Source organism: Terasakiispira papahanaumokuakeensis (assembly GCF_001709345.1).
In the GTDB taxonomy this organism is placed as follows: Bacteria; Pseudomonadota; Gammaproteobacteria; order Pseudomonadales; family Halomonadaceae; genus Terasakiispira; species Terasakiispira papahanaumokuakeensis.
Genome location: NZ_MDTQ01000001.1, coordinates 349,527 through 371,860, shown reverse-complemented (window position 1 = coordinate 371,860; position 22,334 = coordinate 349,527). Strand labels below are relative to the sequence as shown.

The window sequence follows — 22,334 nt, the reverse complement described above, 5'->3', positions numbered from 1 at the left end:
CTTAAGGCTGGGCATCATCAGTAGGCCTGGCATCAACAGAAGCTTCAATCAGCGCAAATCGGGGCACCTGAAGGCCTGTCTCTGGATGCATAACATGCTCAACAAACATCGCATAGGGTCGCACCCAATAACCTTGGTCGCCATAACAAGGTCGATATAGCACCAACCATTCTTCGGTTTCACTATGACGGGCAAGGCCGAGCACTTGGTACTCGGCCCCTTTATAGTGGCGATATCGCCCCATGGTCATCATCGGTTTAATAACGCCCACCTCGTCAATATCAAGTGCTCGTCAATATTCAGTATTAGTCAATATTAGATTGAGATGATCGCAGGTCTTACGGTGCGGATGAGCTCGCTGCCGGATCACCATTATTCGGTCCGGTGCGATTATACGAATATGACGCGACAGTGCCATCAGGTTTAAAGCGAATCACCAGATCCGATGTTTCAGCTTCGCTGAAGACGCCATAGTGATATTGACCGTAGGTCCAGGTCACTTGACCATTCTCCATTCCGGTCCGCCAAGGTTTACCAAACATTTGCTCCACCTCAGCACGGGTCGTTTGGCCGGTCTGAATATCAGGGACACGATGTTCCGGATAAGGCTTACCGACATTGGCACAGGCCACCAAGGAGGCAAACCCTATCGCAACGAGAACAACTTTCAACGTATTAAGCATACCGCTGACTCCTGTTCAGAGTGGTCATAGCATTCAACATTGGCTTTGTAGCACAACTATCTCGGTACCCATGATTAAAATACCGGCTACAAAATAACTCATTACGTGATTGAGTATGGCACAACACTCAAGACAGCTTAATGTGACGCTCAAAAGAGACATTCACGATAATGTATTTTAACCGAATTCAAATAATTTGTTGATGAAGTATGGGTTATTGCTTAGGATCAAAAAAACATCGGTAACAAAAAGGCATCATAACCCTGTCAAAAAGATCCGCTATGGGGATAGCCCCTTTCATGATCGACCCGAGGAGTTCGAACATGCGTACCGCTCGCCTTTTTGCATTATCTGCACTTTCTGTAGGCCTACTGGCCGGCGCCCAAAGTGCCATGGCTTATGAAGCTGGTGATTTTATTATTAAAGGTGGTTCTGCCACTGTAGATCCACAAAGCAAGGCCACTTCAGCAGCAGCCGCTTCGGCTGATAACGATACTCAGCTGGGCCTGAGCTTCACCTACATGGCGACGCCACGCTTGGGTATTGAAGTTTTGGCTGCGACCCCGTTTGACCACGATATTCAGACTGCTTATGGGGCTGACACCGCATCAACCAAGCATTTACCGCCGACGGTGACCGCTAATTTCTACCCGATGGGTGAAAGTAACGCCGCATTCCAGCCATTTGCCGGTATTGGTTTCAACTATACGTTCTTCTGGGATGAAGAAGGCCACGGTGACGCTTTAGGGGGTGCTGACGTCGACCTGGATGATTCCTGGGGGATTGCCTACCAGCTGGGTGCGGACTATATGATCAGCGACAACCTGGGCCTTGGCGCTTCTGTTTACTATGTTGACATCGATACTGACTTAACCGTCGGCGGTGCTGATTATGGCACTGTTGAGCTGGATCCTTGGGTTTATCGCCTGAATGCTGTCTTTAAGTTCTAATCAGAACTAGGGGCATTTAAAGACAAACGCCAGACAGGGTTGATCCTGTCTGGCGTTTTTTATTCAGTTATTTTGAATAAGCGGTGTGTTTTGAATAAGCGGTGCGTTTTAAATAAACAGCGTGTTTTGAATAAACAGTGTGCCCGATCCCGCAATACTTATTGATATGCTAAAACATCCCCAGCTCAAGCTGAGCCTCTTCTGTCATCATATCGCGTTGCCACGGCGGATCAAACACCACCTCAATATTGACAGCACTAAGATCCTCGGCCCCCAAAATTTTTCGCTTGGCATCTTCAGCAATGACATCCCCCATACCACACCCCGGGGCGGTGAGTGTCATCCGAATATTCAATACCTTACGACCATCAATCAAGTCGACCAGCTTAAGTTGATACACTAAGCCTAAATCCACAATATTGACGGGGATTTCAGGATCAAAGCATGTTCTCAGTTGATCCCAAGCAAAGGCTTCTAACGTCTCACGAGAAGCGCCTTTGGGTAGGTGAGGCCGCTCTACAGGCGGCAGCCCCAGCGCATCCAGATTAAACCCCTCAACTAAATACAAACGCCCTTCATGGCTGATTGAGACAGAACTGCCTTTTGCCTGAAAAATACTGACTGACTCGCCTTCGGGCAACGTAATGGTCTTACCAAAAGGAATAGAAATCACATCGGTATCACGATTCAATGCAAGTGTTTGGCCTTTACTCAACCCCTCAATCGCCACCAGGCTCATGCCAACATCTCCCGAACCTTCACCAGCGATTCGACAAAGAAGTCGACCTCTTCCTTGGTGTTATAGGCCGCAAAAGAAGCTCTTGCCGTGGCATTCACACCAAAATGATGCAATACCGGCATCGCACAGTGATGACCCGTGCGGATGGCAACCCCCAGCTGGTCAATCAAGAGGCCGATATCTTGTGCATGGGCATGGGGTAGCACAAACGAAATCACGCCTGCCTTACCGGGCGCCTCACCAATAATGCGAATGTCAGGCAATGTTGATTTCAATTGATCAGTGGCATATCGCGTTAACTGATGCTCCCAGGCTCCAATACGCTCGACACCGGTTTCCATCAGCCACTGGGCAGCCCGCCCCATCGCAACACCTTCAGCAATGGCCGGCGTGCCAGCTTCGAACTTGTGCGGTAACCCCGCATAGGTGGTTTTCTCAAAGCTGACTTGATCGATCATCTCACCGCCCCCTTGCCAAGGCGGCATAGCCTCTAGTAGCGCTTCACGACCGTATAGCACTCCCATCCCTGTAGGCCCATAAATTTTATGGCCTGACAACGCATAAAAATCAGCCCCAATCTGCTGAACATCCACCGCAACATGGGGCACGCCCTGAGCGCCATCAATTAAGACAACAGCATCCACGGTTTTAGCCAAACGCGTGATCTCATGAACGGGATTCACTGTGCCCAGCGCATTGGAGACATGGGCCACAGCAACCAGGCGTGTGCGATCGGACAAAAGAGCCTGATAAGCGGCCATATCCAATACGCCTTGCTCATCCACAGGAATGACTTTTAACGTCAGCCCCTTCTCTTCGGCCAGCATTTGCCAAGGCACGATATTGGCATGATGCTCCATCATCGAGACAAGGATCTCGTCTCCGGCCTGAAGCTGGCTTCGCCCCCAGCTTTGAGCCACCAAATTAATCGCTTCAGTCGTTCCCCGGGTGAATATGATCTCGCGTTCAGACGGCGCATTAATCAACTGTTGAAGCTGGCGACGAGCGTGCTCAAAAGCATCCGTGGCTTCTTGTGACAAAGTATGCAAACCACGGTGGATATTGGCATTAGAATGACGCAGGAAGTGGTCCTGAGCCCTCAAGACTACCTCAGGTTTTTGACAAGTCGCGGCATTATCTAAATAGACTAAAGGTCGCCCATTGATCTCGCGAGATAAAATCGGAAACTCTTGTCGTAACTGTGCCACATTGAGTGGCGCCTCATGGCTCACAGACGTATTCACAACAGCCGCATACTCACTCATCACTGAGCCTCCTGATCCTCAAGGACCAACCCTTTTAGGTTAAAACGCTCAGGCAATGCCCCCGCAATACGGGCTTCAACCGTATCATGCACGGCATCAAGCGTGACCTGATCCAGCACTTGGTTCGCAAAGGCCAACGTTAAAAGCCCTCGGGCAACCGACTCATCAACCCCTCTTGCTCGCAGCGCAAAGACTGCATTCTCATCGAGCTGTCCGGTGGTTGTGCCATGAGAGCACTTGACGTCATCCGCATAAATTTCCAACTCAGGCTTGGTGTCCATCTCAGCCTGATCAGACAGTAAAAGATTGGCGTTATTTTGATGCGCTTCGATCTGCTGGCTGTCGCGCTTCACAATGACCTTGCCATTAAATACGCCACGAGCGCGATCATTCAGAATACCCTTATAGTTTTCATCGCTATAAGTATTCGGCGCGTTATGATTGACCTTCGAGTGCATATCCAAATGCTGCCGCCCTTGACCAAACAACAGGCCATTTAAAGAGGCGGTTGCACCTCGGGCATTCAGCTCACAGACAAAGTCATCCCGAACCAAAGCCCCGCCTAGATTGAGATGAAAGGCCTGATAACGGCTATCACGCTTTTGCTCAACATGCACACGTCCCACCCATAAATCTTTCTCTGCAGGCGTTTGCAGCAGGTAATGGGTCAACTGAGCATTGCCTTCCAAAAACAGCTCAGCCACTCGCTGGGTATAATGACCACTGGCGTGCTGCCCAACCAGTTGCTCCACAATCGTCATCTGACTATTAGGACCGGCGACGACTGCAATTCGCGGCCAACTGGCCAAAGCGGACTCATGCTCAGTCGATAAGTAGACTAACTGTATTGGTCGCGGTAACACCACGCCACTCCCCACACGAATCAAAGCCCCTTCTTGGGCCATGGCATGACTCAACGCTGTCAGACTATCAGTATCAATGGCCGCTAGACGCCCGACGAGCCCACCCGCTAATTCCTGATCGTGGGTAATCGCCTGCGATAGTGGCTCAATGGTCACCTGATTGGGCAAGTCCGAGAGATCCGACAAGTCAGGGCTAAAAACCCCATTGACCAGCACGATGCGCCAAGCATTTAAATCCAGCAACTCCGCTTGATCCGTGTGAGAAACCGTGGCCTCAGTCTGAGCCATGCTAAACTGGCGCTTGTTTAAACGCTTGAGATCGGTGTACTTCCAATCCTCATCGCGCGGGGTGGGAATGCCCAAATGTTCAAAACGAGCAAAAGCCGCAATACGACGAGACTTTAACCAACCCGGCGTCGCCTCATCATTCACTTGTTGAAATAGATCAGCCCAGGCGTTCATGATGCATCTGCCTCCAGCAGCCAATCATAACCGCGCGCTTCCAATTCCAAGGCCAAGCTTTTATCACCGGTTTTCACAATACGGCCATCCGCCAGCACGTGAATGACATCCGGTACGATATAATCAAGCAGTCGCTGATAATGGGTAATCATCAGCACACCACGTTGTTCGCTGCGTAAGGAGTTAACCCCATCGGCGACCACTCGAAGTGCATCGATATCCAGGCCAGAATCAATTTCATCCAGAATGGCGAGTTTGGGTTCAAGCACCAGCATCTGCAGAATTTCATTGCGCTTTTTCTCGCCGCCGGAAAAGCCCTCATTCACAGCGCGATGTAAGAAGCTTTTATCCATTTTCATTTGTGCCAGCTTCTCACGCACCAACTTCATAAACGCGGGCGCCTCAATTTCAGCTTCACCTCGTGCTGCACGCTGAGCATTGAGGGCGGCTTTGAGCAAATAAACGTTCTTGACTCCAGGGATCTCTACCGGATATTGAAACGCAAGCATCAGACCGGCACGCGCACGGTCTTCAACTTCCATCTCCAGCAGATTGTCGCCTTCAAACAGGATTTCACCAGCCGTCACTTCATAACCATCACGTCCAGCCAGTACCGCTGACAAAGTCGACTTACCCGCGCCATTCGGGCCCATAATGGCATGGACTTCACCTGGGTTAATGGTCAGATCCAGCCCTTTTAGAATCTCGTTGCCCTCAACCTTGGCGTGTAAGCCTTTAATCTCTAACATGCTCAATCCTCAAATCCTGTCACAGCAAACCCAGCAGTTACTGAGTTATCGTATATTGATATCCCAACGCCGGAGTTAGCCGACGGCCCCTTCCAGAGAAACGTTCAACAAGGCTTCAGCTTCAACGGCAAATTCCATGGGTAACTCTTTGAAGACATCTTTGCAGAAGCCATTGACGATCATATTGACGGCATCCTCTTCGGAGATCCCTCGCTGCATGCAATAAAACAGCTGGTCTTCACCGATTTTTGATGTCGTCGCTTCATGTTCAACCTGAGCGGAAGCATTACCGATTTCTTGATAAGGGAAGGTGTGAGCGCCACAACTAGCACCCAGTAATAAAGAATCACATTGCGTAAAGTTACGGGCATTACGCGCCGAAGGTGCTACCTTCACCAGGCCTCGATAAGACTGATCCGAATGGCCAGCCGAGATGCCTTTGGAAATAATGGTCGAGCGGGTATTCTCACCGATGTGAATCATTTTGGTGCCTGTATCCGCCTGCTGGTGATTATTCGTCACCGCGACGGAATAAAACTCACCCACACTGTCACGTCCACGCAAAATGCAAGAAGGATACTTCCAAGTTAAGGCCGACCCCGTTTCCACCTGGGTCCAACTGATCTTGGCCCGGTCTTCACGACAGTCACCCCGCTTGGTCACAAAATTATAAATCCCACCTTTACCGTCTTCATCACCGGGATACCAATTCTGTACTGTCGAATATTTGATATAGGCATCTTCCAAAGCCACTAACTCAACGACAGCCGCATGCAACTGGTTTTCATCACGCTGAGGGGCCGTACAGCCTTCTAGATAAGACACCTGAGCACGCTTATCACAAATAATCAGCGTCCGTTCAAATTGACCGGTATTGGCCTGATTAATACGAAAATAAGTCGACAACTCCATCGGGCAAGTCACCCCTTCGGGAACGTACACAAAAGAGCCGTCAGTAAACACCGCAGAATTCAATGCAGCGAAATAATTATCCCCTTGGGGGACAACACTGCCTAAATATTGCCGTACCAATTCGGGATATTCGCGGATGGCTTCAGAAATAGAACAAAAGATCACACCCGCTTCAGCTAATTGATCTTTAAACGTTGTGGTGACCGAAACGGAGTCAAATACAGCATCAACGGCCACTCCCGCTAGCGCTGCGCGCTCATGCAACGGGATACCCAGTTTCTCATAGGTTTCTAACAGCTTGGGGTCAACTTCATCCAAACTCTGCGGCGCATCTTCCGGTTTTTTCGGTGCGCTGTAATAAGACACCGACTGATAATCAATCGAAGGATATTTGAGCTTTGCCCAATGGTGAGGCTCAGTCATGGTGAGCCAATGGCGATAAGCCTCCAAACGCCAACTCAACATCCACTCCGGCTCTTGCTTAATGGAGGAAATATGACGAATAACCGACTCATCTAACCCCGGCGGCAAGGTGTCGCTCTCTATATCGGTGTAGAAGCCTTGCTTGTACTCTTTACGAACAAGCTGCTCCATTGCTTCGTTAGCCATATCTCATCTCCACGCTAAATGCGTCTCTGCAGTCAGTCTTCAATCGGTCAATCGGTATTGTCGTGGTGCACCTCTATTGTCGTGGTGCACATCTATGGTCGTAGCGCCCAAAGGATCACCCATCGGTCATCATTAACGCCCGTCCATTGACTCAAGCTTTGGCGAGATCAGGCATCAGATTAACCGCCTGAATCTGCACGAGCGGTAAACGAATAGGTGCTTCTTGGGCTAAATGCGCAAGCGTCACACTGGATAGCATTTGATGAACAGCGACCGTCACCCTTTGCCAGTTATCCGCCACACCGCATTGGCCAGCTAAATCACATTGACTATCCGTATGTGAACAGTCCGTCATTGCCACAGGCCCTTCAATCGCTTCAATTAAATCAGCGACCGTAATATGACTTGCAGGACGGCTCAACACATAGCCCCCTTGGGCACCACGACGTGACTCAACCAGTCCAGCCCTCACCAGCATCTTTAATAACTTGCTGACAGTGGGCTTAGGCACACCCACCTGCTCGGATAGCTCTGCTGCGGTGAACTGTTGCTCGTGATGGCGTGCAATATAGGCCATCACCACAACGGCATAATCCGTCATTTTGCTGAGCTTGAGCATAAAAAAACCTACACCTTTTTAATTAAAGACCATTTTAGTCCTCTTTAAATAAAAACGAAACCCTAAAGATGGATAATGTAAAAATAACGCGGACTTTATGGGCTCTTACTTATAAATAAAAATCATTATCAAACAAGAAAGGATCTAGGAAAATAGGCCTACAAAATAAAAGGTCTCCGCGCCCCATATAAACACCTCATAATAAAAAAGCGCCTGATCAAAATCAGGCGCTTTATCACAGAGCTCAAGTTCAAAATGGCTTAACATACATGCGATATGATCACATACTTAACACCATTTAAGCTTTGAAAGGGTGACGCAAAATAATCGTTTCATCACGGTCAGGTCCGGTCGAAATAATATCAACCGGCGCCCCAACTTGTTGTTCGACGAACGCAATATAATCACGCGCATTTTGGGGAAGATCTTCCAACGATTTCACACCAAAAGTACTCTCTTTCCAGCCCGGCAACTCTTCATAAACCGGCTCAACGGCGGCAAACCCTTCGGCATCAACAGGCGTATCAATGACATTACCGTCTTTATCTTTATAGCCGACACACACCTTAAGCACGTCCAAGCCATCCAGCACATCGAGCTTAGTTAAACAAAGCCCTGACACTGAATTCACCTGACAGGCATAACGTAGCACTACCGCATCAAACCAACCGCAACGACGAGCACGCCCGGTTGTGGTACCAAACTCACATCCTTTTTCGGCTAAATGTCGACCTTGGTCATCAAACAACTCAGTGGGCATGGGACCAGAGCCAACACGCGTGGTATAGGCTTTAGTAATCCCGAGCACATAATCCAAGTAAAGCGGACCAAAACCAGACCCTGTCGCAGTACCGCCTGCTGTTGTGTTTGAGCTGGTCACAAAGGGATAAGTCCCGTGGTCGATATCTAACAAAGAACCTTGGGCACCTTCAAACATAATATGCGCGCCTGTTTTGCGCAGATCATGAAGCAGCTTAGTCGTGTCCGTTACCATCGGACGCAGCTCTTCGGCAATGGCCATGCACTCGTCCAGCACCTGCTGGAAATCAACCGGCTGCTCTTTGAAATAATGCTGTAAAACGAAGTTATGGTAATCCAGCACTTCACCCAGCTTCGCCGCGAACCGCTCACGATGCAGCAAATCACCCAGACGCAGGCTTCGGCGGGCAACTTTATCTTCATAAGCCGGACCAATACCACGCCCCGTTGTCCCAATCCTGGCCTCACCGCGTGCTTTTTCACGCGCCTGATCGAGGCGAATATGGTAAGGCAAGATCAAAGGACAGGACGAAGACAGCTTCAAGCGCTCACGCACGGGCACGTCACGTGCTTCCAACATGGCGATCTCTTCCATCAACGCCTCAGGGGATAGCACCACGCCATTACCAATCACACAGGTTACTTGAGGGCGCAAAATCCCGGACGGAATCAGGTGCAATGCCGTTTTTTCACCATTCACTACCAGCGTATGGCCCGCATTATGACCACCCTGAAATCGTACGACGGCCTGCGCCGATTCAGTCAGCAGGTCGACAACTTTCCCTTTACCTTCATCACCCCATTGGGTGCCCAGTACTACGACATTATTGCCCATTGTCACTCGTCTCTGTCAGTCACTAAAGGAATCCGTTGATTGGCCGGCGGACACCACCTGCCACTGATCCTCAACTTTTAACAGTCGACGATCATAGGTCGGCGCCTGGTGAGCTCCCTGCCCACTCTCAACCCGATGCGTTTCAAATTGATGTGTCTCAACTCGATATTCAGGCAAGGCGATCATGACACGCTCCCCCATCGCCCGAAGACGGGCTACCTCTTGGGCACAATCAGGGTCGGTCAAAGCTTCAACCGGCGCCAATATACCCGGCATTGAAGGCTGGTAGCCATTCAGCTCTGCCAATAATTTCAAATCCGTGGAAAACCCGGTCGCCGGGCGCGCGCGCCCAAAGACACTACCGATCTCATCATAGCGCCCCCCTTTAGCCAGCGCCTGCCCTAATCCAGGCACATAAGCGGCGAAAACCATGCCGGTATGATAGTGATAGCCACGCAACTCAGATAAGTCCAAATACAACGTGATTTCTGGATGGCAACGCTGCAAAGCATGTGCGACTTCGGTCAGTTCCGACAATGCTTCACGAACGCCTGCAGGTGCTGCAGCCAATACTTGTCGAGCCTGCTCCAGTACCTCCACCCCACCACTTAAATGCGGTAAAGCCATGAGCATCTCGCGGACAACAGCGGACTCCACACCCGTCACACAAGGCGCAATATCAGCAAAGCGTTTATGCTGAATCGCATCAAAAAGTTGTTGTTCCTGCTCGGTACTGAGGCCTGCAGCGTCCACCAAACCTCGATATAGCCCGACATGCCCTAAATCCAGATACAGCTCATCCGCACCAGATTGTTGCAAGGTCGAAACCATCAAATTCAGAATTTCTAGATCACTGGCCACACCGGCATGACCAAAAAGCTCAGCGCCAATCTGAACCGGTGCGCGAGACCCCATCGAATTGTCGGCTCGGGTTCTTAGCACGGGATGGCAATAGCAAAAACGTGCAGCGCCGGAGCGGGGCACAGAGTGGGCATCCATGCGTGCAACTTGTGGGGTGACATCAGCACTCACCCCCATCGTGCGCCCAGAGAGCTGATCGGTCACCTTAAATGTTTGCAACTCCAGATCATGGCCGGCCCCAGTCAACAATGACTCAAGAAACTCAACCGGTGGCGGCATCACCATGTCATAGCCCCAGGCATGGAAAAGATCCAGCAAGCGACGGCGCAATGCTTCCATCTGTCGTGCTTTGGGGGGCAAGATCTCTTCCATTCCGTCTGGCAGTAACCAGCGGTCGGCGATGGTCATCGGTGCACTCCTCTCTTTTTCGTATCGAGCTTTTTCATATCGAGCTGCATCATATCGGGGCAAGCGGACTTGAGACGACAACTATTCTATAAAATCGCACGCTGAGTATCAGTACTCGGCATCATAGAGCACTTCATATTCAGCTCAAGATGCGAGCGTCGAATGCAGCCATAAGAGGAGCCCCATCCCCAATAGCATTGCGGCCAACCCCACCCCACGCAACTGAGCATCGGTCAGCTGAGCGGCTTGCAACATCATGGCACGCCAGCGATGCGGCGCAGCAAATGGCAGCACACCTTCAAACACCAGCATCAGGCATAATGCTGCCCAGAATGTTTCATTCATGAGTGAAGTATCATCTTGATTAACGAGATAACGGTGGACATCTTAAGCACTAGCGGTTGATGTTCATCAGACCGGCACCCGAATTTTTCCACTGAAAAAACGTGCCCATTAAAAAAGCGTTGGCACGATTAGTTAGTCTTTATTAACCAGTCCTTATTAACTAGCCCTTATTGGCTAGTTTTTATTGATTAGTCTTTATTGATTAGCCCTTATTGACGTGGCACTCACTGATAGCGCACTTCTCGACGCCAAAAAAGTCTTTAATCAGACAGCAGAAAGCCGGGGATTTACCCCCGGCTCACTTCAATATGCAACTGAGTGTATCACGAAAGACCCCCTGACGGGATGCCTAAGTAGCGCTTAATCGTGATCCCCGTTACCGGGCAGAAGCATTCGCCTCAGGCGCTTTGAGATACTTAAAGAAATCGCTTTCCGGATCCAGTACTAAGACATCACCTTGACCGTTAAAGCTTTCCTGATACGCCTGTAAACTACGCATGAAGCTGAAGAACTCTTCATCCTGACCATAGGCATTGGCATAGATCGCAGCCGCCTGAGCATCCCCCTGGCCTCGCAGGATATCGGCATCACGATGGGCTTCAGCCAACAGCACCTGGCGACGACGATCCACTTCGGCGCGGATTTTTTCAGCCGACTCTTTACCTTGTGCCCGGTACTCACGCGCCTCGCGTTCACGCTCGGAACGCATGCGATCATAAACGGCATTAGACACCTCACTTGGCAGGTCAACCTGCTTCACTCGGATATCCAGCAGTTTAATCCCTAAAGCTTTGCGAAGCGCATCACTTAATACGGCCATAGGTTCGGTCATCAAGTCATCACGATTTTTGCTGATGATTTCCGACAACTCACGCTTACCGAACTCGTTCCTCAAGCTTTCATCGACTCGCGGCGCAATCAGGCGCTCGGCCGTTTGAATATTGCCCGAGGTCGCCTCATAAAAGCGTGTCACATCGACAATTTGCCACTTCACAAAAGAATCGACGATCACGGCTTTCTTTTCAGAAGTGAGATAGCGAGAAGGCGATGCATCCAGCATCTGAACACGCGTATCAAACAACCGCACGGTATTCAATAGCGGTAGTTTCCAATGGAGCCCCGGCTGGATATCTGTTTCAACAATCTCACCAAAGCGAAGTTTGATGCCACGTTGAGTTTCATCCACCGTATACAAAGAACTGCTGGCCAGTAAGGCAATCAGGGCAATCCCGACCAGGATAATCAAGGAACGCGCGTGCATTAACGACCCTCCCGACGGATTCCATTGTTATTCTGGCGGCGGTTTAAGCGTTGCACCACCTCGTTGGCCAGCTCATCCATCTGCGAAGGATTCAAACTGGTTTGCTGAGCACTGGAGGCCGAATGGCTGCCTGAAGTGCTACTACCGGATCGCGTGCCACCTTGTAACCGATCCAAAGGCAGGTACAGCATATTATTGCCTTTATCCTGGTTCACCATCACTTTGCTCGAACGCGTCATCACCGATTGCATGGATTGAATATACAGTCGCTCACGTGTCACCGCAGGCGCTTTCTGATATTCAGCTAACAAGTCAGTAAAGCGTTGCGCCTCACCATTAGCCGCCGCAATGACAGACTGTTTATAGCCTTGAGCTTGTTCGCGAATGCGTTGTGCTTCCCCTTGAGCCTGAGGAATGACTTGGTTCTCATAGCCTCGCGCTTGGTTGATCGTTTTCTCACGATCTTCACGCGCACGAATGACGTCATCAAAAGCATCCTGCACTTGATCAGGCGCTTGAGTGTTTTCGACGTTAACTGCACGCAAGCCGAGCCCAACCCCATAATTTTTCAGGTAACCTCCTAGTCGGCTCGTGATGTGCGTTGCCAGCACTTCACGACCTTCCGTTAGGATGCTGTTCATGGTTGAACTACCCACTTCATGACGCAATGCCGAGTCCAGCGCATTTTCAAGGCTGCTTTCGGGGTTACGAACATTCAGCAAAAAGGCTTTCGGGTCATCCACTGCATACTGAACTGAAATCGACACCTGCACGATGTTTTCATCTTCAGTCAGCATGGTCGCTTTCTGGCTCACAGAGCGAATACGCGTCGTATTCACCTTGTGCACACTATCAATCAAAGCGGGATTCCAATGAGGACCAGGCCCCACCGTTTCGTGGTACTTACCAAAACGCAGTACAACCGCCTGCTCCGATTGGTCCACCGTATAAATACCGCTGACGAACCAGAGTGCAAAAACCAGTGCCAGAATAATCCCGACCAGACCATAGCCACCGCGTTGCGAACTCCCGCCACCGCCGCTGCCACCGAATAAACCACCGAGTTTATCCTGAAATTTTTTCAGCGCCTCATCCAAATCGGGCGGCCCTTTATCAGGCCCCCGGCCACCACCTCGACCACCACCACTCCAGGGATCGTGCTGGTTGCCATTGCCACCAGGCTCATTCCACGCCATAGATTGTCTCCCTCACGGGTTGGAATATAACAAGTCAATATAAAGTAACCCGCAGCCAGTCCATCCAGGCGCTGGCTACCGGTCTTATTCCTGTTATTCAGCACATGACCGAGCCCCGCTGCCCGGTCATGGCCTATAATGATTCGTGACTCTAACAGAAACCTTAGGATAAGACAGCGGATTCGCACGGATTAGACTGATATATAAATCAGTTTCAGGCCCAACGCAAAGCTGCTTGATCGACCCCCAAGCGCGCCAACAACTGATTCAAATCACGCTCTTGGAGGCGAATATCCAACCAGGTGTCGCCCTGCTCATCATGCTGCTCGCCTCGAACAGCCCCCAGCGCATAGAGCTGAGAGCGTAGTTTACCCTCACTCGGCCCGAGCTGCAGGCGCCCCTCAGTGATTCGATCAGCCAGACGCTCACTGATGGCTTGGCGCAATAAATCCAGGCCTGCTCCCGTCGCTGCCGACAACCACACACGCTCAGGCTGCCCCTCATCATCACGCTCGATGCGAGGCTGCTGCTCTAACAAGTCAATTTTGTTGTAGACCATCAATACAGGGATCTCTCCCGCACCGATCTCATGCAACACATCGTTGACTTGAGCGATGTTGTCATCACGTTCCACACTGGCCGCATCTACGACATGCAACAGCAGATCGGCTTCAGTCGCCTCTTGGAGTGTGGCTTGAAACGCCTCAACCAGCTTATGGGGCAGGTGACGAATAAATCCGACCGTATCGGCCAGCACAATCGGGCCAACGTCCTCTAACGCTAAACGACGTAATGTCGGATCCAATGTCGCGAACAGTTGATCGGCCGCGTAAACCTCAGAGGTCGTCGCCTGATTAAACAGCGTCGACTTGCCCGCATTGGTGTATCCCACCAAAGAGACAGAAGGAATTTCAGCCCGATCTCGTGCGCGACGACTATTGGCACGTTGTTGGCGAACCTTATCCAGGCGTTTTTGGATTTGAGAAATACGGATTTGCAACAAGCGCCGGTCAGTTTCCAGCTGGGTTTCACCTGGTCCTCGCAGACCAATCCCCCCTTTCTGACGCTCTAGGTGGGTCCAACCTCGCACCAGTCGAGTCCGCATATACTGCAACTGAGCTAGTTCAACTTGTAGCTTCCCTTCGTGCGTACGAGCCCGCTGAGCAAAAATATCCAGAATCAAGCCCGTACGGTCGAGCACTCGACACTTGAGGCTCCGTTCAAGGTTACGTTCTTGGGAAGGTGTCAGGCCGTGATTAAAAATAACGACATCAGCTTCATACTGAACCGCCGCTTCTCTAATCTCATCGACTTTGCCACTGCCAACAAAGAATTTGGCATTGACTTGCTGGCGAGACCCCCGAATCAAGGTGGCAGCATTAGCCCCGGCAGAAGCCACGAGTTCAAGAAACTCGCTAGGGTCTTCACGCTCCTGCTCACCGGTAAAATCAACATGAACGAGGATGGCATTATCGCCACCCTCATGCCGTTCAAAGAACAAAGGCGTACTCCAGTTTTAGGGCCTATCAGGCCTATTACTCACCTGGGGCCGCATTCGCATCTGGCATCGGCAGACGCACATTACGCGACGGCACCACAGTAGAAATTGCATGTTTGTAAACCATCTGACTGACGGTATTACGCAGTAAGATGACAAACTGATCGAAAGACTCAATCTGCCCCTGCAACTTGATCCCGTTCACCAAAAAGATAGAAACGGGTACACGTTCTTTACGCAGCAGGTTCAGATACGGATCTTGTAATGATTGCCCTTTGGACATACCACTCTCCCTAGATAAGTGTCGTTGTTAATTTTCTGTTTTTTAATGGTTTACGCGCAATCAAGCCTAAGGGAGAAGACTCCGGGCCCGATGCATCGTACCGCATCGCAACATCTTTAAGCACTATATTGAGATTATATACTGCGATCTCAATGTTTGTCCGGCCTTTCGCCCGACCAAGGCTCAAACTCATGACCGGCTAACCAAGGCTGACAAGCACTCAGCAACCGTTCAGCACTCCCCTCTGCATCACTTGGCCACCAAAACAATGATCGCCAACGGCGCATCCAAGTGATCTGTCGTTTCGCTAACTGACGCGTGGCCGCAATACCTTTTTCATACAAAGTCTCACGATCATATTCACCTTCCAGGTATGCCCAGACCTGTCGATATCCAACAGAACGTATGGACGGCAACCCCGTATGCAAATCATGACGTTGCTTCAGAGCGGCCACTTCCTCAATAAACCCTTGATCCAGCATCGCTTTAAAGCGTTGCTCAATCCGCTGATGCAGGGTCGCTCGCAGCATCGGTGCCAAACCGATCTGCAATGTTCGGTATGGAAAACTCTGACGCGCTTGCTCAGCCCAGAGTTCCGTTCGCGTACGCCCGGTTAACTGATAAATCTCCAAAGCACGTTGGATACGCTGGCTATCATTTGGCGCAATACGTGATGCCGACTCAGGATCAACCTCAGCCAACTGCTGATGTAATGCTGGCCAACCCGACATCATTGCTTGGGACTCCAGTTCAGCTCTTAGCGTAGCATCAGCCTCTGGTAGGTTTGCCTCACCTGCAAGCAAACGCTGAAAATACATCATGGTCCCGCCCACCAGCAGCGGAATACGTCCAGCGGCTGTAATCTCTTGCATCGCCCTCAATGCATCATCACGAAAATCAGCCGCCGAGTATGGCCTGGCCGGATCACGAATATCGATCAAACGATGCGGGTAACGCGCTAAAGTAGCAGCATCAGGCTTAGCACTACCTAAATCCAACCCCCGATAGACTTGTGCTGAATCCACACTGATCAGTTCACAGGGCAGATGGTCCGCTAAATGCATGGCTAAATCGGTTTTGCCCGAAGCCGTCGGGCCCATCAAAAAAATCGCTGGCGGAAATGCCGCCGTCGCGGTTTGCGTCATGAATGATCCAACAAGTGAAATGGCAGGAAAGCTACTGACCGCGCAAGAACATCTTGTCCAGCTGCGACATATCCAGCTGGAACCAAGTAGGGCGACCATGATTACATTGACCACTGCGTTCAGTGGCTTCCATATCACGCAGTAACGCATTCATCTCATCCATGGACAAACGCCGATTGGCTCTCACCGAGCCGTGACAGGCCATAGTGGCCAGTATCTCATGAACATGGGCCCTCAAGCCATGGGTCGTCCCAAAGCGTTTCAGCTCTTCAAGCACATGAAACACCAACGACTCCCCTTCAGCCCCTTGTAACAACACTGGCAAACCGCGAATCACTAATGATCGCGGTCCCATCACTTCCAGTGTCAGCCCAAGATCAGATAAGACCTCACCCGCTTGCTGAACCGCTTCGGTTTCTTCTTCACTGACCGCTAAATGCTGTGGCACCAACAAAGGCTGAGACACTAACGGCGGTTCCGCATAAGCTTGTTTCATACGCTCATAAGTAATCCGCTCGTGGGCGGCATGCATATCGACCACGACTAACCCTTGCGCATTCTGGGCCAGAATATAAACCCCATGCAGTTGAGCAAGCGCATAGCCCAAAGGCGGCATCCCTGATTGATCATCAGGCATATGCGAGGGCCTATTATGGGGGACCATATTTTGGCTACTCACAGTCGTATCTTCTGGGTGTTTAGCCCCTTCACTGAGGTGCTGATAAAACCCGAGTGTTTCTTTCACCCCCTGGCCAGAATGTGAGTACTGAGAGTGTGGGGAATACTGAGAAGATTGAGAAGATTGAGAGCGCTGAGAAGATTGAGAGCGCTGAGCTTGAGGCACAGACCAGTTCATACCCACTTGCTGGCGTGGGCTTTGATCCTGAGGTTGAACCGATGACGTCATGGCATAGCCGTCAGGGCCTGCTCCAGAAGCACGCGACGAAACCTGGTTCTCCGCTTCGGCACCCAGTGCACCATCAGCCGCCACACCACCTCCAGCCACGCCACTGTTCGCCGCATTACTCTCTTGCCCTGCACGGGTATCGGCCAAAGCGCGGTGGAGTGAGCGAAATAGAAAGTCGTGCACTAGACGACCATCACGGAACCGGACTTCGTGCTTGGTGGGATGTACATTCACATCCACGACATGGGGATCTAGCTCCAGGTGCAACACAAAAACCGGGTGTCGACCATGAAATAGTACGTCCTGATAGGCCTGACGAATGGCATGGGCCACCAGACGATCCCGAATGCTCCGCCCATTGACAAAGAAATACTGTTGATCCGCTTGGGCTCGCGCCTGATTCGGCAAACCCACCCAGCCCCATAAACGCAACCCAGTGGCTTCCATATCGAGGTACAGCGCACTATCGATAAAGCCGGAAGGCATCAACTGTTTGAGCCGCTGTTCTTGAGAAGCTTGATCGACCGCAGGCCGAAGCCGATGCACGACTTTGCTGTTATGTTTAAGCGTAAACGCAACATCAGGCCTTGATAAGGCAAGGCGTCGAAACAACCCCTCTAAATGACCGTACTCAGTACGTTCTGTGCGAAGGAATTTGCGTCGAGCGGGGGTATTAAAAAACAAATCCCGCACGATAACACTGGTCCCACGCGGGTGTGGCGCAGGAGAGACGCGAGGCGTCATGTCTCGGCCTTCAGCCACAACACGCCAGCCCTTGCCGGAATCTTCAACACTCGTCACCAGCTCAAGGCGCGCCACGGAACTGATTGAAGCCAGCGCTTCGCCACGAAACCCTAGCGTTGCCACACCTTCTAGATCATCCAACGTATAAATCTTACTGGTCGCATGACGGGCCAGTGCTAACGGCAGGTCGTCTTCATCAATACCACGACCATTATCGCGCACTTTCAGTAGCTTAATGCCACCGGCTTCAAGCTCAATCTCCAGCTCATTCGCGCCCGCATCAAGACTGTTTTCCAACAGCTCTTTCAGCACCGATGCGGGGCGTTCAACCACTTCCCCCGCTGCAATTTGGTTGGCGAGTCTGGGGGCCAGTGCCTGTATACGGGTTTGTTCGGCATCCATAACCGTCATGATGAAGGAATCCTCAAGACCTGACCGACACGGATAACATCTTTGCTCGACAGGTTATTCGCCCGTCGTAGCGCTCTCAGATCCACTTGCTTACGCTGTGCGATCTCTGAAAGCGTATCGCCCGGCGCGATCACGTAGCGCCCCATGGTCCCCAGACGTTTCTGTTCGGCTAATAAAGTGTTGGGTGGCGGACTGGCCTGAAAATAATCACGAATCCCCGTCATAATGGAGGAAGCCATCCGCTGTTGGTAAGCACTACTTTTGAGGTTTCGTTCTTCGCGCGGATTAGAAATAAAACCAGTTTCGACCAAAATTGAAGGCATATCCGGGGATTTCAGCACCACAAACCCGGCCTGTTCAACATCACGCTTATGCAGTCGATTAATCTGGCCAATATGGCCAAGCACCTGGCTCCCCAAGCGCAAACTTTCCGACAAGGTGGCCGTCATAGATAAATCAAGCAACACGCCGCGCAACATGGCATCTTTGTCTTCTAATGACAAAACGCCCTCAACCCCGCCAATCAAATCCGCATTATTCTCACTATCGGCTAACCAGCGTGCTGTTTCGGAGGTGGCTCCCCGTTGCGATAATGCATAAACGGACGACCCGCGAGGTTGAGCCGTTCGGTAAGCATCGGCGTGAATCGACACAAACATATCGGCACGACGCTTACGGGCAATATTGACGCGTTCACGGAGCCCGACATAGTAATCTCCCGTACGCGTTAGAAAGGCCTCGTAACCCGGCTGAGCCGAGATCTGGCGTTTAAGTTTACGCGCAATGGCCATCACTACATTTTTTTCAAAAGTCCCATCCGGGCCACGGGCCCCCGGATCCTCGCCCCCATGACCAGGATCAATCGCAATCAATACATTACGCGGCGCCCCCCGTGCAGGACGACGCTCCACGGTTTCAGTGGGCTCTTTTTCAGGCATCACCAAGTCAACGACCAAGCGATTGCCATATTGCTGGTTAGGTTTAAGTAAAAAGCTACGCGGTTGAATCGAACGGGATAAATCCAACACCACACGCAGATCATGCCCATTTTTAACCGCATGACGCACCCGCCGAATCGGCGTATCGCCTAAATCGAGATTTGATAAGGAGGCCTTTAAAGCCACATCATCAATATCAATAACGAGGCGGCTCGGGTTGGATAATGAAAAAACCTTGTGACTGACACCTCCGGATAAATCAAATACCAAGCGAGTGTGATCAGGCGCCGGCCAGATACGAACGCTATTAATCTGCTCACTCGCTTGAGCCGTTCCGAACACGCCCAGGACCACTATAAAAAGTGTAAAGCGAAAAAGGGCAACATGATAAAGGGCAAAACGCCACATAAAGACTCTTTTCAATGTCATCATCAGGTGAATACGACCTCAGTGACCGTCTGATATTGTTGCCACCAGGCTGACTGAGATAAAGCGGTCAGTGCTTGCTGACCCGGCACAGTATGAGCCACTAACTGCGCCAGGCGTCCAGTGTCGGGAGCCAGCGTCAATGTCAGTTCAATATCGGCAGCGGGCAGCACACCCTGGCCTTGTTCAGGCCACTCAATCAGGCATAGCGCCTGGGCATCGAAATAATCTCGAACACCGAGAAACTCAAGCTCTTCTGGCTCAGCCAAGCGGTAGAGATCAAAGTGATAAACCTCATGACCCGGCAACTGATAGGGCTCAACCAGCGTATACGTTGGACTTTTCACGGCCCCAGCATGACCTAATGCCTGCAGGATACCGCGACACAGAGTGGTTTTACCCATCCCGAGGTCGCCTTTTAAAAACAGTACGCCTCGATTGAAGCAAGTCGCCAGCTCACGTCCAAGCATGACCTGAGCGGCTTCATCAGGCAGCGAGCAGGAGAGAGAAGGAGTCAACAGTGTCATGGAAGCCTCGGGGCCCAATGGGCATTACAAGAAGGGCAAATCACAATAACAGGGCGATTATGAGCATTAGATCAATCAAGAATACCAGGGTGGTCAATCATAGGAGATCACCAAACAGCTCACATGAAACAAGCCCTATCGATAATGCTTGATCGAAATTTGACCAATAAAAGCCGATAGATTCAAGCTTCTCTCACATATTTTATCTGAATCCTATCCCCCCTATTCGAAGCTTACTCAGGATCATTCAGCAAATGTCGCACGAAACCGATCAAATCACTGGCCACTAAGCCTCGCTGCCCTTGTTGCGCAGCACAGTCACCGGCACGAGCGTGAACACCGACAGCTACCATAGCCGTATGAACCAGCGCAATGCCCTGAGCACTGAGCGCACCACAAATACCGGATAACACATCTCCGGTCCCTCCTGTGGCCATACCCGGATTTCCCCAGGGGCATACCATCCAGCGCTGCGCCCCCGAAAAAGGCCCCACAACACTGCCCGCACCTTTCAAAATCACAGCCCCGCAATGATACTGTTCAAGCAAAGCCTCGACAGCCTCAAAACGATTTTGTTGTAGCTCGCGGGTCGCCATTCCTAATAATCGAGCCGCTTCACCTGGATGAGGCGTCATCAATGTTTGAGCGGCTAAAGACGCAGAAGGCATATCGCCCGAAGCCCACCAATACAAGGCATCAGCATCAGCCACCATGGGCCCTTGCCAATGAGTACAGATATATCGCCATACCTCACGCCCCCACTCATGGCGCCCTAATCCTGGTCCAATCACCACGGTATCGGCCCAATCCAGCGCCATGTCCAAAGTCTCATTATGGACCAAGACGCCATCGATAAAAGCATCATCGGGAAGGGGTTCCACCATCACCTCAGGCTGACGTTGCAAAAGTGGCGCCACATGCTCAGATCGTGTCAGCACTCTCACTAATCCAGCCCCACTGCGTAACGCCGCCTGTGCCGCCAAGATGACCGCACCGCCCATACCATGGTCGCCCCCCAGCAGCAGCACATGACCATGGTCTCCCTTATGCGCTGTTGCTTGACGTTGCGGCAAACTCAAAACATCGGCCGAGGGCACAAACCCCATAGGAGGGCGCGGTGCTGACACAGTCTCGCTGTTCAGATCAGCCCACCAAACCGGTCCACAGACTGCCGGCCCCTGCCCGGTCAATAATCCAGGTTTAACTGCGATAAAAGTGATCGTCATATCCGCCCGAACGCACTCACCGGCACAATGCCCCGTATCGACATTCAAACCACTAGGTGCATCTAATGCGATCACCGCATGAGTCGCATCATTAATCTGCTCAATCGCCTCACTGATGGGGGCACGAGGCGCTCCTTTGACGCCAATGCCGAGTAACGCATCAATAATCAATTCATCATGCGCAACCGGCTGCCAAGCGGCCAATGAGACAGATGCCACGCCGACACGTTCCGCCATATCCCAAGCTTCAGCCGCCTCATGGTGCAAAGCCTCAGGGGCGCCCATCATGACAACACGCACAGGCCAACCCGCCTGATGCGCCAAAGCTGCCACGACCAGACCATCTCCGCCATTATTGCCCGCACCACAAAAAACACTTAACGGCACGGGAGACCAATGCTGTTGAATCAGCGCCCAAGCGGCACGACCCGCGCGACACATTAACTCAAAGCCAACCACACCCGAGGCGATTAAATGGCGATCCAATGCTTGACACCCTTCAGCGGTCCAAAGGGGAGCAGACTGTTTAAGATGAGTAAGCGGTATCAGCATGATCTATGTTCTCCGGTCTTTTCGGCCCTTCCGGGTGCAAGGCGAGCATCATTCATCTCAAGATAGCGTCAGGCGCTTGAGCCCCACGGCGGACTTTGAGATAGTGCGTTCTTTAAAAATGGTGCGCTTTTTGAAATCGAACGTCTTTTGAAATTGAGCCC

21 protein-coding genes are annotated in these 22,334 nt (G+C 51.3%); 1 reads left to right on the top strand and 20 read right to left on the bottom strand.

Annotation, left to right across the window (positions count from 1 at the left end; genetic code table 11):
* Position 1 precedes the first annotated feature (1 nt).
* Both BFW38_RS01645 and bamE read right to left on the bottom strand, forming a co-directional pair.
* A complete protein-coding gene (locus BFW38_RS01645; RefSeq protein WP_342668831.1) occupies positions 2 to 244 on the bottom strand; it encodes a DUF1653 domain-containing protein in 243 nt (80 codons plus the stop codon).
* Positions 245 to 338: 94 nt separating this feature from the next.
* Complete coding sequence (bamE, locus tag BFW38_RS01640) at positions 339 to 683, bottom strand: outer membrane protein assembly factor BamE domain-containing protein (RefSeq protein WP_068996822.1); 345 nt, start codon at positions 681 to 683, stop codon at positions 339 to 341.
* Positions 684 to 1,006: 323 nt separating this feature from the next.
* Between bamE and BFW38_RS01635 the strand changes: the two genes are divergently transcribed.
* A complete protein-coding gene (locus tag BFW38_RS01635) occupies positions 1,007 to 1,633 on the top strand; it encodes an OmpW/AlkL family protein (RefSeq protein ID WP_068996821.1) in 627 nt (208 codons plus the stop codon).
* A gap of 169 nt (positions 1,634 to 1,802) precedes the next feature.
* Here BFW38_RS01635 and sufT read toward each other — a convergent pair whose 3' ends face one another.
* The 18 genes from sufT to BFW38_RS01545 all read right to left on the bottom strand — a co-directional run bounded on the left by sufT (position 1,803) and on the right by BFW38_RS01545 (position 22,173).
* Positions 1,803 to 2,372 (bottom strand): putative Fe-S cluster assembly protein SufT, encoded by a 570-nt coding sequence (sufT, locus tag BFW38_RS01630; protein WP_068996820.1) that lies wholly within the window; start codon positions 2,370 to 2,372, stop codon positions 1,803 to 1,805.
* Positions 2,369 to 3,637, bottom strand: a complete 1,269-nt coding sequence (locus BFW38_RS01625; RefSeq protein WP_068996819.1) for an aminotransferase class V-fold PLP-dependent enzyme — start codon at positions 3,635 to 3,637, stop codon at positions 2,369 to 2,371. The genes sufT and BFW38_RS01625 overlap by 4 nt, the downstream gene beginning before the upstream one ends.
* Positions 3,637 to 4,962: a Fe-S cluster assembly protein SufD gene (gene sufD, locus BFW38_RS01620; RefSeq protein ID WP_068996818.1), complete on the bottom strand. Its 1,326-nt coding sequence runs from the start codon at positions 4,960 to 4,962 to the stop codon at positions 3,637 to 3,639. Before sufD ends, BFW38_RS01625 begins: the two co-directional genes overlap by 1 nt.
* Positions 4,959 to 5,711, bottom strand: a complete 753-nt coding sequence (gene sufC / locus BFW38_RS01615) for a Fe-S cluster assembly ATPase SufC (RefSeq protein ID WP_068996817.1) — start codon at positions 5,709 to 5,711, stop codon at positions 4,959 to 4,961. Before sufC ends, sufD begins: the two co-directional genes overlap by 4 nt.
* Positions 5,712 to 5,786: 75 nt before the next feature.
* Positions 5,787 to 7,232 carry a Fe-S cluster assembly protein SufB gene (gene sufB / locus BFW38_RS01610; protein WP_068996816.1) on the bottom strand — a complete coding sequence of 482 codons (1,446 nt, stop codon included), beginning with the start codon at positions 7,230 to 7,232 and terminating at the stop codon, positions 5,787 to 5,789.
* 151 nt (positions 7,233 to 7,383) lie between these two features.
* Positions 7,384 to 7,851 carry an SUF system Fe-S cluster assembly regulator gene (locus BFW38_RS01605; RefSeq protein ID WP_068996815.1) on the bottom strand — a complete coding sequence of 156 codons (468 nt, stop codon included), beginning with the start codon at positions 7,849 to 7,851 and terminating at the stop codon, positions 7,384 to 7,386.
* 298 nt (positions 7,852 to 8,149) lie between these two features.
* Positions 8,150 to 9,445: an adenylosuccinate synthase gene (locus BFW38_RS01600; RefSeq protein WP_068996814.1), complete on the bottom strand. Its 1,296-nt coding sequence runs from the start codon at positions 9,443 to 9,445 to the stop codon at positions 8,150 to 8,152.
* A gap of 15 nt (positions 9,446 to 9,460) precedes the next feature.
* Positions 9,461 to 10,714 (bottom strand): ATP phosphoribosyltransferase regulatory subunit, encoded by a 1,254-nt coding sequence (locus BFW38_RS01595; protein WP_068996813.1) that lies wholly within the window; start codon positions 10,712 to 10,714, stop codon positions 9,461 to 9,463.
* 144 nt (positions 10,715 to 10,858) lie between these two features.
* Positions 10,859 to 11,059, bottom strand: a complete 201-nt coding sequence (locus BFW38_RS01590) for a DUF2065 domain-containing protein (protein WP_068996812.1) — start codon at positions 11,057 to 11,059, stop codon at positions 10,859 to 10,861.
* A 376-nt stretch (positions 11,060 to 11,435) separates the two neighbouring features.
* The gene (gene hflC / locus BFW38_RS01585; RefSeq protein WP_068996811.1) at positions 11,436 to 12,320 is read right to left on the bottom strand and encodes a protease modulator HflC; all 885 of its coding nucleotides are present in this window, start codon (positions 12,318 to 12,320) and stop codon (positions 11,436 to 11,438) included.
* The gene (gene hflK, locus BFW38_RS01580; protein WP_068996810.1) at positions 12,320 to 13,516 is read right to left on the bottom strand and encodes an FtsH protease activity modulator HflK; all 1,197 of its coding nucleotides are present in this window, start codon (positions 13,514 to 13,516) and stop codon (positions 12,320 to 12,322) included. Before hflK ends, hflC begins: the two co-directional genes overlap by 1 nt.
* Before the next feature lie 214 nt (positions 13,517 to 13,730).
* Positions 13,731 to 15,017: a ribosome rescue GTPase HflX gene (hflX, locus tag BFW38_RS01575; RefSeq protein WP_068996809.1), complete on the bottom strand. Its 1,287-nt coding sequence runs from the start codon at positions 15,015 to 15,017 to the stop codon at positions 13,731 to 13,733.
* Between the two features lie 34 nt (positions 15,018 to 15,051).
* The gene (gene hfq / locus BFW38_RS01570) at positions 15,052 to 15,297 is read right to left on the bottom strand and encodes an RNA chaperone Hfq (protein ID WP_068996808.1); all 246 of its coding nucleotides are present in this window, start codon (positions 15,295 to 15,297) and stop codon (positions 15,052 to 15,054) included.
* 149 nt (positions 15,298 to 15,446) lie between these two features.
* A complete protein-coding gene (miaA, locus tag BFW38_RS01565) occupies positions 15,447 to 16,442 on the bottom strand; it encodes a tRNA (adenosine(37)-N6)-dimethylallyltransferase MiaA (RefSeq protein WP_068996807.1) in 996 nt (331 codons plus the stop codon).
* Positions 16,443 to 16,473: 31 nt separating this feature from the next.
* Positions 16,474 to 18,504 (bottom strand): DNA mismatch repair endonuclease MutL, encoded by a 2,031-nt coding sequence (gene mutL / locus BFW38_RS01560; protein ID WP_139116537.1) that lies wholly within the window; start codon positions 18,502 to 18,504, stop codon positions 16,474 to 16,476.
* Complete coding sequence (locus BFW38_RS01555) at positions 18,501 to 19,850, bottom strand: N-acetylmuramoyl-L-alanine amidase (protein ID WP_068996806.1); 1,350 nt, start codon at positions 19,848 to 19,850, stop codon at positions 18,501 to 18,503. Before BFW38_RS01555 ends, mutL begins: the two co-directional genes overlap by 4 nt.
* 23 nt (positions 19,851 to 19,873) lie before the next feature.
* Complete coding sequence (gene tsaE, locus BFW38_RS01550) at positions 19,874 to 20,395, bottom strand: tRNA (adenosine(37)-N6)-threonylcarbamoyltransferase complex ATPase subunit type 1 TsaE (RefSeq protein WP_068996805.1); 522 nt, start codon at positions 20,393 to 20,395, stop codon at positions 19,874 to 19,876.
* 233 nt (positions 20,396 to 20,628) lie between these two features.
* Positions 20,629 to 22,173: a bifunctional ADP-dependent NAD(P)H-hydrate dehydratase/NAD(P)H-hydrate epimerase gene (locus BFW38_RS01545; RefSeq protein WP_068996804.1), complete on the bottom strand. Its 1,545-nt coding sequence runs from the start codon at positions 22,171 to 22,173 to the stop codon at positions 20,629 to 20,631.
* Positions 22,174 to 22,334 lie beyond the last annotated feature (161 nt).